This window comes from Escherichia sp. WS1265 (assembly GCF_046487585.1).
Classification (GTDB): domain Bacteria; phylum Pseudomonadota; class Gammaproteobacteria; order Enterobacterales; family Enterobacteriaceae; genus Escherichia; species Escherichia coli.
Genome location: NZ_JBJQJE010000012.1, coordinates 115,637 through 128,270 on the forward strand (window position 1 = coordinate 115,637; position 12,634 = coordinate 128,270).

A 12,634-nucleotide genomic window follows, 5' to 3' on the forward strand; every position below is an offset into this window, starting at 1 on the left:
TCCCTCAATGCGCATGGGTAGCACTTTCAGAGCGCATCCGCTCCAGTGCGCCAGAAATATTGGCTTCGGAATCAATCAGGAACAGGCCGCTGGAAACCACCTTTTCACCTTCCGCCAGACCAGAGCGTAATGCGGTGACACCTTGCGATGCCTGGAAAACGGCAACGCGTTTCGGTACAAAGCGCCCGTCGGCATCAACGGTAATCACCCGCTGTTCGCTGCCGGTATCAATCAGCGCCTGTGACGGAATGAGCAGCATCGGTTCGCTGGTGGTATTGAGTTGCAACCAGGCGTTCATGCCCGGTTTTAGCGCCTCGTCGGCGTTGTCGACTTCCAGACGCAGCTGCAGCGTGCGGGTCGCGGCATCCACGCCGGGTAGCAGCGTCCATTTGCGGATGGTGAGTGTTTTATCCGGTCGTGCCGGAACGGTGAGCGTAAACTGCGAGGCATCTTTCACCAGCCAGGCGATAGACTCCGGGATCGCAGCAGTGACCCACACCGGGTCCATACCCTGAATTTTCGCGACCACGTTATCTTTGGCGATATTCATACCCACGCGCAGATCAAACGCGGTGATCACGCCATCAATGGGCGCTTTGAGCGTAAAACGCGTCTGGATTTTTTGCGTGGCGATCAGTCGGCGAATATCCGCCTCCGGCATTCCCGCCAGTCGCAGCCGCTCAAGAATGCCTTCAGTCTGGGTCGCCGTACCGCCGGTTTCGCGCAGCAGTAAATACTCACTCTGCGCTTCCACCCAGTCGGGAATGGTCAGGTCGAGAAGCGGTGTGCCCTTTTGCACTTTATCGCCCACGGTAAGCGGATACACCTTGTCGATAAACCCGGCAGCGCGAGCCTGCACAATGGCATACTGATACTCGTTGTAACTGACATTCGCCGGGAAACTCTGGGCAAAAGTCAGCGGCCCGCGCGTGACGGTAGCCGTTTTCACCCCCAGATTCTGCGTCTGAGTCGGGTCAATGCGCACACCAGACGCAGAACTCTCTTCATCGGCATATTTCGGCACCAGATCCATATCCATAAACGGCGATTTACCTGGTTTATCGAACCGCGTATTGGGATACATCGGGTCGTACCAGAATAAAATTTTACGTTCTGCGGTCGACGTTTTTTCTGCGGGCGGTTCAGCCCGGTCAAACCAGGTAAAACCTGCCGCAGAAATAATACCGCCCGCGATCATGCTGCCGATAATAAGCGCGATTTTTTTCATCTCATTAAACCTGGGTTACTGGCTGACTTTAATATCTTGTAATAAAGAAAGGCTGCCCTGCTGGACAAAATTAAACGCTACTTTGTCGCCGGTTTTAATTTCGCTCATTTTCGTCTGCGGGGTGATGGTAAAGCGCATGGTCATCTCCGGCCAGTTCACGGCAGCAATCGGATCGTGATGGATGGTGATTTTTTTGCTTTCCAGATCAACACCTTTTACCACGCCAGTGGCGCTAATAACCTGTGGTTGTGCTTCGCTCATGGTTTCATGATGATGTTCGTTAGCCTGGGCATTAAAGCCAATAACGGTAAACAGACTGAACATCGCGACTTGCAGTGCTTTTTTCATTTATTCTCTCCTGGAGTTAAAAATTATTGCTGCCAACCGCCGCCTAAGGCGGTATATAAAGAAATTTCGTTCACCTGACGGGCATAATTCAGGTCAAGTAAAGTTTGTCGGGTTGCAAATAAAGAACGCTCAGCATCCAGCACTTCCAGATAACTTACTGCGCCGTGCTGATATAATGCCCGCGCCCGTTGCAAAGTAATTTGCAGCGATGCCAGATAACGCTGCTGGGCGCTAATTTGATCGTTCAGGCTTTGACGTAATGCCAGCGCATCTGCCACTTCTTTAAAGGCGTTCTGGATTTTCTGTTCATAATTCACCACCGACTGCTGCTGGCGAATTTCGGCGATATCCAGATTGGCCTGGTTGCGTCCGGCATTAAAAATGGGGATCTCAATTTTGGGTATAAAATTCCACATCCCGCTGCTGGCGTTAAATAATGACGACAGATCGCTGCTGGCGGTTGATATTCCGCTGGTCAGGCTGATAGACGGGAAAAATGCCGCGCGTGCGGCCCCAATATTGGCATTAGCCGCCATTAACGCATGTTCAGCTTCCATAATATCCGGGCGCTGCAATAAGATTTTCGACGACAAGCCCACCGGTAATTTAACGCTTTGCAGGCTGTCGCTGTTTACTGTCTGCGCTTGCGGCAGCTTGCCGTAGTTTCCCAATAACAGTTGCAATGCATTATTCGCCTGCGCCAGTTCCCCCTGACGTTTAGCGATGTCGCTGCGGGTACTTTCAATCACCCCGCGAGCCTGTTCCAGCGCCAGAACATTGCTGCTACCGGTCAACAGTTGTTTTTCGACAAACGCATATGACTGCTGATAATTACGCAGCGTTTCTTCGGCTATTTGCAATTGCGCATACGCCAGTTGCTGATTGAAATAGCTTTGCGCGACATTAGAAACCAGCAGAATATGCACCGCGCGCTGGGCTTCCTCAGTGGCTAAATAATTTTGTCGCTCGGCTTCGCTCATGTTCTTTAAGCGACCGAAAAAATCGAGATCAAAGCTGGCGTTAAGGCCAGTCGAGAACTCCCGCGTCGTGGCTGAATCGCCTTTAAGATTGCCGCTCCAGCTGCCGCTGCCCTCGCCATTGAGCTGTGGGTAGCGGTCGGCATCGGTCAGACGATATTGCGCCCGCGCTTCCTGCACTTTCAGCGTCGCCATGCGCAAATCCCGGTTATTCACCAGCGCCTCGCTAATCAGCGTCTTCACCTGATTATCAACAAAAAAGGTGCGCCAGCCCGCGTTCTGGTAGTTATCTGCTGCGTTAACCAGGCCGTTCTGGTTGAGTGAGAACTGCTGCGGCACGGGCATTGCCGGGCGCTGATAATCCGGTGCCAGTGAACAACCGGTTAGCGCAAGGGCCACACAAAATGGCAGAAGTTTACAAGGAGACATAGGCTCATAATTTCTGGTGATTTTATGCCGCCAACTTTACTCGCCAGGCTCTGATTTTCCGGTGACAGGAAAATGACAAAATTGTCATTTTGCCAATAAGCGATTGCCATCTGATCCCGCTACTCTAGAATTGCCCGGGCAACATGCGGAGGAAATATGAAACTGTTGATTGTCGAAGATGAAAAGAAAACCGGAGAATACTTGACCAAAGGGTTAACCGAAGCCGGTTTTGTGGTCGATTTGGCCGACAACGGGCTGAATGGCTACCATCTGGCGATGACCGGTGATTATGATCTGATAATCCTCGATATTATGCTGCCGGACGTGAACGGCTGGGATATCGTGCGTATGTTACGCTCCGCCAATAAAGGGATGCCGATTCTGTTGCTTACCGCGCTTGGCACCATTGAGCATCGCGTCAAGGGGCTGGAGTTGGGGGCCGATGACTATCTGGTGAAGCCGTTCGCTTTTGCTGAACTGCTGGCGCGGGTGCGCACTCTCCTGCGGCGCGGGGCGGCGGTGATTATCGAAAGTCAGTTTCAGGTTGCCGATCTGATGGTCGATCTCGTCAGCCGCAAAGTCACCCGCAGCGGCACGCGCATCACTCTGACCAGTAAAGAATTTACTCTGCTGGAGTTTTTCCTCCGCCATCAAGGCGAAGTGCTGCCCCGCTCGCTTATCGCCTCGCAGGTGTGGGACATGAATTTCGACAGCGATACCAACGCCATTGATGTGGCAGTGAAGCGGCTGCGCGGCAAAATCGACAACGACTTTGAGCCGAAGCTGATTCAAACCGTGCGCGGCGTGGGTTACATGCTTGAGGTGCCGGATGGTCAGTAAGCCATTTCAGCGCCCGTTTTCGCTGGCAACCCGCCTGACCTTTTTTATCAGCCTGGCCACCATCGCGGCGTTTTTCGCCTTTGCCTGGATCATGATTCACTCGGTAAAAGTGCATTTTGCTGAGCAGGATATTAATGATTTAAAAGAGATTAGCGCCACACTCAAGCGCGTTCTTAATCATCCCGAAGAGACACAAGCCCGACGCTTAATGACGCTGGAAGATATCGTCAGTGGTTATTCCAATGTGTTGATTTCCCTGGCAGATAGCCAGGGTAAAACGGTGTATCACTCCCCCGGTGCGCCCGATATCCGCGAGTTTACGCGTGACGCCATACCCGATAAAGACACGCGGGGCGGCGAGGTGTATCTCCTTTCCGGCCCGACGATTATGATGCCGGGCCACGGTCACGGGCATATGGAACACAGCAACTGGCGGATGATTAACTTGCCGGTTGGCCCGTTGGTGGACGGCAAACCGATTTATACGCTCTACATCGCGCTTTCGATCGATTTTCATCTTCATTACATAAATGATTTGATGAATAAACTTATTATGACCGCATCGATCATCAGCATCCTGATCGTCTTTATCGTGCTGTTGGCGGTACATAAAGGTCACGCACCAATCCGCAGCGTCAGCCGTCAAATCCAGAACATTACCTCGAAAGATCTCGACGTTCGCCTTGACCCGCAGACCGTGCCGATTGAGCTGGAACAGCTGGTACTGTCGTTCAACCATATGATCGAGCGTATTGAGGATGTCTTTACTCGCCAGTCCAATTTCTCAGCGGATATCGCTCACGAAATTCGTACACCAATTACGAATCTCATAACGCAAACCGAAATCGCCCTCAGCCAGTCACGCAGCCAGAAGGAGCTGGAAGATGTGCTCTACTCTAATCTCGAAGAGCTGACGCGAATGGCGAAAATGGTCAGCGATATGCTGTTTCTCGCCCAGGCCGATAACAACCAGCTAATCCCCGAAAAGAAAATGCTCAACCTGGCGGATGAAATCGGCAAAGTGTTCGATTTTTTCGAGGCGCTAGCGGAAGATCGCGGCGTGGAACTGCGGTTTGTTGGTGACGAGTGTCAGGTTGCGGGCGATCCGCTGATGCTGCGTCGGGCGTTAAGCAACCTGCTTTCGAACGCCCTGCGTTATACGCCGCCCGGAGAGGCGATTGTAGTGCGCTGCCAGACGGTCGATCACCAGGTGCAAGTTTCCGTCGAAAACCCCGGTACGCCCATTGCGCCCGAGCACTTACCGCGATTGTTTGACCGTTTCTACCGCGTTGACCCCTCCCGCCAGCGAAAAGGCGAAGGTAGCGGCATTGGTCTGGCGATAGTGAAATCGATTGTTGTCGCGCATAAAGGCACGGTTGCAGTAACGTCAGATGCTCGGGGGACAAGGTTTGTTATCACATTACCCGCTTAATTATTCAGCAAACGGCAACTTTTATAACCAGTGTAAAAATAACGTGCCGCAATAGTCATACCTATTAATGGTAAAAAGCTGTCACAAGTCATAAAAAACCTTAATATACGCCACCCTAAACATAACCAGCGTTAATGTAAGGTTTTTGTGTGGACTGGCTTCTTGATGTTTTTGCTACCTGGCTCTACGGCTTAAAAGTAATCGCGATAACGTTAGCGGTCATCATGTTCATCAGCGGGCTGGACGATTTTTTTATTGATGTCGTCTACTGGGTACGCCGCATTAAACGCAAGTTGAGTGTTTATCGCCGCTACCCGCGAATGAGTTACCGCGAACTGTATAAACCAGATGAAAAACCGTTAGCGATTATGGTTCCGGCGTGGAATGAAACGGGCGTCATCGGCAATATGGCCGAGCTGGCGGCGACCACGCTCGACTATGAAAACTATCATATCTTTGTTGGCACCTACCCCAACGACCCCGATACTCAGCGTGATGTTGACGAAGTGTGCGCTCGCTTCCCGAATGTGCATAAGGTAGTCTGCGCGCGTCCTGGCCTCACCAGCAAAGCCGACTGCCTGAACAACGTGCTGGACGCCATCACCCAGTTTGAGCGTAGCGCCAATTTCGCTTTTGCTGGTTTTATTCTGCATGACGCCGAAGATGTGATTTCACCGATGGAATTGCGTCTGTTCAACTATCTGGTCGAGCGTAAAGATCTGATTCAGATCCCGGTGTACCCATTCGAACGCGAATGGACGCACTTCACCAGCATGACTTACATTGATGAGTTTTCAGAACTGCATGGCAAAGATGTTCCGGTGCGTGAAGCCCTCGCCGGACAGGTGCCCAGCGCAGGCGTCGGCACCTGTTTCAGCCGCCGCGCCGTGACCGCACTGTTAGCTGACGGTGACGGTATTGCTTTCGACGTGCAGAGTCTTACTGAAGATTACGACATTGGTTTCCGCCTGAAAGAAAAAGGTATGACGGAAATTTTTGTCCGTTTTCCGGTGGTGGACGAAGCCAAAGAACGCGAGCAGCGTAAATTTTTACAGCACGCGCGGACGTCAAACATGATCTGCGTGCGCGAATATTTCCCCGATACCTTTTCGACTGCGGTTCGACAAAAATCTCGCTGGATCATCGGCATTGTTTTCCAGGGCTTTAAAACCCATAAATGGACCTCCAGCCTGACGCTGAATTACTTTCTCTGGCGCGACCGCAAAGGGGCAATCAGTAACTTTGTCAGCTTCCTCGCGATGCTGGTGATGATCCAGCTTTTGCTGTTACTGGCGTATGAAAGTTTGTGGCCCGATGCCTGGCATTTCCTTTCTATTTTCAGCGGCAGCGCATGGTTAATGACCCTGCTGTGGCTAAACTTTGGTTTGATGGTTAACCGCATCGTGCAGCGGGTGATTTTTGTCACTGGCTACTACGGTCTGACGCAGGGGCTGCTATCTGTCCTGCGTCTTTTCTGGGGCAACCTGATTAACTTCATGGCCAACTGGCGCGCGTTAAAACAGGTACTTCAACACGGCGATCCACGTCGCGTCGCGTGGGATAAAACAACGCATGACTTCCCCAGCGTGACTGGCGATACCCGCTCGTTGCGCCCGTTAGGCCAAATTCTGCTGGAAAATCAGGTCATCACTGAAGAACAACTCGATACAGCACTGCGTAATCGCGTCGAAGGTCTACGCCTGGGCGGTTCAATGCTGATGCAGGGGCTGATTAGCGCCGAACAGCTGGCACAGGCGCTGGCAGAGCAAAACGGCGTGGCGTGGGAATCCATCGACGCCTGGCAGATCCCTTCATCACTGATTGCCGAAATGCCGGCTTCCGTGGCGCTGCATTATGCAGTACTGCCGCTGCGTCTGGAAAATGATGAGTTAATTGTCGGCAGTGAAGATGGTATTGACCCGGTTTCGCTGGCAGCCCTGACGCGTAAAGTCGGACGCAAAGTGCGTTACGTCATTGTTCTGCGCGGACAAATTGTCACGGGGTTACGTCACTGGTATGCACGCCGACGCGGTCACGATCCGCGGGCAATGTTGTACAATGCGGTTCAGCATCAGTGGCTCACGGAACAGCAGGCCGGTGAAATCTGGCGGCAATATGTGCCGCATCAGTTCCTGTTCGCCGAAATACTGACCACGCTCGGTCATATTAATCGTTCAGCAATTAACGTGTTGTTATTGCGCCATGAACGCAGTTCTCTGCCGCTCGGCAAGTTTTTGGTCACCGAAGGCGTTATCAGCCAGGAAACGTTGGATCGCGTCCTGACAATTCAACGCGAATTACAAGTTTCGATGCAATCACTATTACTCAAAGCAGGTTTAAACACAGAACAGGTTGCGCAACTGGAGTCCGAAAATGAAGGAGAATAACCTTAATCGCGTCATCGGATGGTCTGGTTTACTGCTGACGTCTTTATTGAGTACCAGCGCACTCGCAGACAATATCGGCACCAGCGCAGAAGAGCTGGGGCTGAGCGATTATCGCCATTTTGTTATTTATCCCCGTCTCGATAAGGCGCTGAAGGCACAGAAAAATAACGACGAAGCAACCGCCATCCGCGAATTTGAATATATACACCAGCAGGTGCCGGATAATATTCCGCTGACTTTATACCTTGCGGAAGCCTATCGCCATTTTGGTCATGATGCCCGGGCGCGGCTGTTGCTTGAGGATCAACTGAAACGTCACCCAGGAGATGCCCGACTTGAGCGCAGTCTGGCGGCTATTCCAGTTGAAGTGAAAAGCGTTACGACTGTTGAAGAACTGCTTGCCCAGCAAAAAGCGTGCGACGCTGCGCCGCCCCTGCGTTGTCGCAGTGAAGTCGGGCAGAATGCCCTGCGGCTGGCACAATTACCTGTCGCCAGAGCGCAACTGAACGATGCGACGTTTGCTGCATCGCCGGAAGGAAAAACGCTGCGAACCGATCTGCTGCAACGGGCAATCTACCTGAAACAATGGTCCCAGGCAGATACGCTATACAATGAAGCACGCCAGCAGAACACATTAAGCGCGGCAGAACGCCGTCAGTGGTTTGACGTGCTTCTTGCCGGGCAGCTGGATGATCGGATCCTGGCGCTGCAATCACAGGGGCTCTTCACCGATCCTCAGTCATATATTACTTACGCGACCGCGCTGGCTTATCGTGGCGAAAAAGCACGCCTCCAGCGTTATCTCATTGAAAATACGCCGCTGTTTACCACGGACGCACAAGAGAAAAGTTGGCTCTATCTGTTATCTAAATACAGCGTCAACCCCGTTCAGGCGTTGGCGAATTATACGGTACAGTTTGCCGATAACCGCCAGTATGTTGTTGGCGCGACGCTACCGGTGCTGTTAAAAGAAGGTCAGTACGACGCAGCGCAAAAACTGCTCGCCACCCTCCCCGCCAATGAAATGCTTGAGGAGCGTTATACCGTTAGCGTAGCGACCCATAACAAGGCTGAAGCTCTGCGTCTGGCACGATTGCTGTATCAGCAAGAACCGGCAAATCTTACCCGCCTGGATCAACTGACCTGGCAACTGATGCAGAACGAGCAGTCACGCGAAGCTGCCGATTTATTGCTGCAACGCTATCCTTTCCAGGGCGATGCGCGTGTCAGCCAGACTTTAATGGCGCGACTGGCGTCTCTGCTGGAAAGTCATCCTTACCTGGCAACTCCGGCGAAGGTGGCGATTTTATCGAAACCCTTACCGCTGGCGGAGCAACGTCAGTGGCAAAGTCAGTTGCCGGGTATTGCAGATAATTGCCCGGCAATAGTTCGCTTGCTGGGCGATATGTCGCCTTCCTACGATGCCGCCGCCTGGAACCGTCTGGCAAAGTGTTATCGGGACACGCTACCCGGTGTGGCGTTGTATGCATGGCTTCAGGCCGAACAACGACAACCGAACGCCTGGCAACATCGTGCGGTAGCCTATCAGGCGTATCAGGTTGAGGACTACGCCACCGCACTGGCGGCCTGGCAGAAAATCAGTCTTCACGACATGAGCAATGAGGATCTGCTTGCTGCTGCCAATACCGCCCAGGCGGCAGGAAATGGTGCGGCTCGCGATCGCTGGCTTCAGCAGGCAGAACAACGTGGGCTGGGAAACAATGCCCTCTACTGGTGGCTGCATGCGCAACGTTACATTCCTGGTCAACCGGAACTCGCACTGAACGATCTCACGCGCTCAATCAATATTGCGCCTTCTGCCAACGCTTACGTTGCGCGGGCGACAATTTATCGCCAACGTCATAATGTCCCGGCGGCGGTGAGTGATTTGCGCGCCGCTCTGGAACTGGAACCGAATAATAGCAACACCCAGGCAGCGCTCGGTTACGCCTTGTGGGATAGCGGTGATATCGCACAGTCGCGGGAAATGCTCGAACAGGCGCATAAAGGGCTACCGGACGATCCGGCACTTATCCGACAACTGGCCTACGTGAACCAGCGTCTGGATGACATGCCTGCGACGCAGCACTACGCCCGGCTGGTGATTGATGACATTGATAATCAGGCGCTGATAACCCCACTGACCCCAGAGCAAAATCAGCAACGCTTCAATTTCCGCCGTCTGCATGAGGAGGTCGGTCGCCGCTGGACGTTCAGTTTCGATTCTTCTATCGGCTTGCGTTCCGGCGCAATGAGTACCGCTAACAATAATGTCGGCGGCGCAGCGCCAGGGAAAAGCTATCGTAGCTATGGGCAACTGGAAGCCGAGTACCGCATCGGACGCAATATGCTGCTGGAAGGCGACCTGCTCTCAGTTTATAGCCGCGTCTTTGCCGATACCGGAGAAAACGGGGTGATGATGCCGGTGAAAAATCCGATGTCCGGCACCGGTCTGCGCTGGAAGCCGCTGCGCGATCAGATCTTTTTCCTCGCCGTCGAACAGCAGTTGCCGCTGAACGGGCAAAATGGCGCATCCGATACCATGCTGCGCGCCAGCGCCTCATTCTTTAATGGCGGCAAATACAGCGACGAATGGCACCCGAACGGTTCAGGCTGGTTTGCCCAAAACCTGTACCTCGATGCGGCGCAATATGTCCGCCAGGATATTCAGGCGTGGACGGCAGATTATCGCGTAAGCTGGCATCAGAAGGTGGCGAACGGACAGACTATTGAGCCTTACGCTCACGTTCAGGACAACGGTTATCGTGATAAAGGCACTCAGGGCGCGCAGCTTGGCGGTGTCGGGGTCCGCTGGAATATCTGGACCGGCGAGACGCACTACGACGCCTGGCCGCACAAAGTCAGTCTCGGCGTCGAATATCAACATACCTTTAAGGCGATTAATCAACGTAACGGAGAGCGCAACAACGCGTTTCTCACCATTGGAGTGCACTGGTAAATGCGTAAGTTCATTTTCGTATTGCTGACACTGCTTTTGGTCAGCCCTTTTTCCTTTGCGATGAAAGGTATTATCTGGCAACCACAAAACCGTGATAGTCAGGTTACCGATACCCAGTGGCAGGGGCTGATGAGTCAGTTACGTTTGCAAGGCTTCGATACCCTGGTTTTGCAATGGACCCGTTACGGCGATGCATTCACCCAGCCAGAACAGCGCGCGTTATTGTTTAAGCGTGCAGCAGCTGCGCAACAGACTGGCCTGAAGCTGATTGTCGGGCTGAATGCCGATCCGGAATTTTTTATGCACCAGAAACAGTCATCCGCGGCGCTGGAAAGCTATCTTAATCGCCTGCTGGCTGCCGATCTCCAGCAAGCCAGATTATGGAGCGCCGCGCCTGGCGTAACGCCGGATGGCTGGTACATCAGCGCGGAAATTGACGACCTGAACTGGCGCAGCGAAGCCGCCCGTCAACCGTTGCTGACATGGTTAAACAACGCGCAGCGGTTGATTAGCGATGTTTCAGCAAAACCGGTTTATATCAGTAGTTTTTTCGCCGGAAACATGTCGCCAGATGGCTATCGCCAACTGCTGGAACAAGTTAAAACAACCGGCGTTAATGTCTGGGTACAGGATGGCAGCGGCGTGAATAAACTTACCGCTGAACAGCGTGAACGTTATCTACAGGCCAGCGCCGATTGCCAAAGTTCCGCCCCTGCCAGCGGCATTGTTTATGAACTGTTTGTCGCCGGCAAAGGCAAAACCTTTACAGCGAAACCGAAACCGAATGCAGAGATCGCCTCGCTGTTAGCGAAACGTTCCTCTTGCGGTAAAGACACGCTCTATTTCTCTCTGCGCTATTTGCCCGTCGCACACGGCATTCTCGAGTATTAAATCCCCTCCAGGTAAGTCGGGTACGACCTGGCTTACCTCTTTCGCTCTCGTCAGAATTCCATCAAGATTAATTGCTAAAAAGCGTGCTAAAGAAAGAAGATCGTTATCGGCGAACGGGCCGATCACTCATGCAGGAAGCATAGATCCTTTGAGCGGAGTTTCTGATATCTGAGGAGTGCGAAATGCAATTGAGCAGCAGTGAACCTTGCGTGGTGATCCTGACCGAAAAAGAGGTAGAGGTAAGCGTTAATAACCATGCCACGTTTACCCTTCCGAAAAATTACCTGGCCGCCTTCGCGTGCAACAATAACGTCATTGAACTCTCAACGTTAAATCACGTATTAATCACCCACATCAACCGCAACATCATCAACGATTATCTGTTGTTTTTAAATAAGAACTTAACCTGCGTAAAGCCCTGGTCGCGGCTGGCTACCCCGGTTATCGCTTGTCATAGCCGTACACCGGAAGTGTTCCGGCTAGCCGCCAACCACAGCAAGCAGCAACCCAGCAAACCCTGCGAAGCGGAGTTGACGCGCGCATTGCTTTTTACCGTATTGTCTAACTTTCTTGAGCAATCGCGGTTTATTGCCCTACTGATGTATATCTTACGCAGCAGCGTCCGCGACAGCGTCTGCCGCATTATTCAAAGCGATATTCAGCATTACTGGAATCTGCGAATTGTCGCCAGTTCGCTATGTTTAAGCCCCAGCCTGCTCAAAAAGAAATTAAAAAACGAAAATACCAGCTATAGCCAGATTGTCACAGAGTGTCGTATGCGTTACGCCGTACAGATGTTATTGATGGATAACAAAAATATCACTCAGGTAGCGCAATTATGTGGCTATAGCAGCACGTCGTACTTTATCTCTGTTTTTAAGGCGTTTTACGGCCTGACACCGTTGAATTATCTCGCCAAACAGCGACAAAAAGTGATGTGGTGAAGGGCAAAGCGGAAACGGATAAGACGGGGATAAATGAAGAAGAAATGGCGCGCCCTGCAGGATTCGAACCTGCGGCCCACGACTTAGAAGGTCGTTGCTCTATCCAACTGAGCTAAGGGCGCGTTGATACCGCAATGCGGTGTAATCGCGTGAATTATACGGTCAACCCTTGCTGAGTCAATGGCTTTTGATCTGGTTG

The 12,634-nt window shown here is 52.4% G+C and carries 9 protein-coding genes and 1 tRNA gene; 6 read left to right on the forward strand and 4 right to left on the reverse strand.

Annotated features, from left to right (window positions below):
- Nucleotides 1–4 precede the first annotated feature (4 nt).
- The 3 genes from cusB to cusC are packed head-to-tail and all read right to left on the reverse strand — an operon-like array spanning nt 5 to nt 2,982.
- Nucleotides 5–1,228 (reverse strand): Cu(+)/Ag(+) efflux RND transporter periplasmic adaptor subunit CusB, encoded by a 1,224-nt coding sequence (gene cusB / locus ACJHX3_RS13715; protein WP_094321797.1) that lies wholly within the window; start codon nt 1,226–1,228, stop codon nt 5–7.
- 15 nt (nt 1,229–1,243) lie between these two features.
- Nucleotides 1,244–1,576 (reverse strand): Cu(+)/Ag(+) efflux RND transporter periplasmic metallochaperone CusF, encoded by a 333-nt coding sequence (cusF, locus tag ACJHX3_RS13720; RefSeq protein ID WP_000709874.1) that lies wholly within the window; start codon nt 1,574–1,576, stop codon nt 1,244–1,246.
- Nucleotides 1,577–1,599: 23 nt separating this feature from the next.
- Complete coding sequence (gene cusC / locus ACJHX3_RS13725; RefSeq protein ID WP_000074188.1) at nt 1,600–2,982, reverse strand: Cu(+)/Ag(+) efflux RND transporter outer membrane channel CusC; 1,383 nt, start codon at nt 2,980–2,982, stop codon at nt 1,600–1,602.
- A gap of 156 nt (nt 2,983–3,138) precedes the next feature.
- On the opposite strand from cusC, the gene cusR reads away from it, so the two are divergent.
- From cusR to envY, 6 genes are all read left to right on the forward strand, one after another.
- Nucleotides 3,139–3,822 carry a copper response regulator transcription factor CusR gene (gene cusR / locus ACJHX3_RS13730; RefSeq protein WP_000770953.1) on the forward strand — a complete coding sequence of 228 codons (684 nt, stop codon included), beginning with the start codon at nt 3,139–3,141 and terminating at the stop codon, nt 3,820–3,822.
- Entirely contained in the window at nt 3,812–5,254 is a 1,443-nt protein-coding gene (gene cusS, locus ACJHX3_RS13735) for a Cu(+)/Ag(+) sensor histidine kinase CusS (RefSeq protein WP_000253857.1), read from the forward strand. The genes cusR and cusS overlap by 11 nt, the downstream gene beginning before the upstream one ends.
- A gap of 149 nt (nt 5,255–5,403) precedes the next feature.
- Nucleotides 5,404–7,641, forward strand: coding sequence for a cyclic di-3',5'-guanylate-activated glycosyltransferase NrfB (nrfB, locus tag ACJHX3_RS13740; protein WP_094308242.1), 2,238 nt, complete (start codon nt 5,404–5,406; stop codon nt 7,639–7,641).
- Nucleotides 7,628–10,600: a bacteriophage adsorption protein NfrA gene (gene nfrA / locus ACJHX3_RS13745; RefSeq protein ID WP_094321798.1), complete on the forward strand. Its 2,973-nt coding sequence runs from the start codon at nt 7,628–7,630 to the stop codon at nt 10,598–10,600. Before nrfB ends, nfrA begins: the two co-directional genes overlap by 14 nt.
- Complete coding sequence (locus tag ACJHX3_RS13750; protein ID WP_094308244.1) at nt 10,601–11,491, forward strand: DUF4434 family protein; 891 nt, start codon at nt 10,601–10,603, stop codon at nt 11,489–11,491.
- 182 nt (nt 11,492–11,673) lie between these two features.
- Complete coding sequence (gene envY / locus ACJHX3_RS13755) at nt 11,674–12,435, forward strand: DNA-binding transcriptional regulator EnvY (RefSeq protein ID WP_001177464.1); 762 nt, start codon at nt 11,674–11,676, stop codon at nt 12,433–12,435.
- 45 nt (nt 12,436–12,480) lie between these two features.
- Here envY and ACJHX3_RS13760 read toward each other — a convergent pair.
- Nucleotides 12,481–12,557 (reverse strand) — tRNA-Arg (locus ACJHX3_RS13760).
- Between the last annotated feature and the right edge of the window lie 77 nt (nt 12,558–12,634).

Coding starts and splice junctions, on each gene's coding strand:
- envY (WP_001177464.1), top strand. CDS start 11,674: ATGCAATTGAGCAGCAGTGAACCTTGCGTGGTGATCCTGACCGAAAAA.
- cusR (WP_000770953.1), top strand. CDS start 3,139: ATGAAACTGTTGATTGTCGAAGATGAAAAGAAAACCGGAGAATACTTG.
- cusF (WP_000709874.1), bottom strand. CDS start 1,576: ATGAAAAAAGCACTGCAAGTCGCGATGTTCAGTCTGTTTACCGTTATT.
- ACJHX3_RS13750 (WP_094308244.1), top strand. CDS start 10,601: ATGCGTAAGTTCATTTTCGTATTGCTGACACTGCTTTTGGTCAGCCCT.
- cusS (WP_000253857.1), top strand. CDS start 3,812: ATGGTCAGTAAGCCATTTCAGCGCCCGTTTTCGCTGGCAACCCGCCTG.
- cusB (WP_094321797.1), bottom strand. CDS start 1,228: ATGAAAAAAATCGCGCTTATTATCGGCAGCATGATCGCGGGCGGTATT.
- cusC (WP_000074188.1), bottom strand. CDS start 2,982: ATGTCTCCTTGTAAACTTCTGCCATTTTGTGTGGCCCTTGCGCTAACC.
- nfrA (WP_094321798.1), top strand. CDS start 7,628: ATGAAGGAGAATAACCTTAATCGCGTCATCGGATGGTCTGGTTTACTG.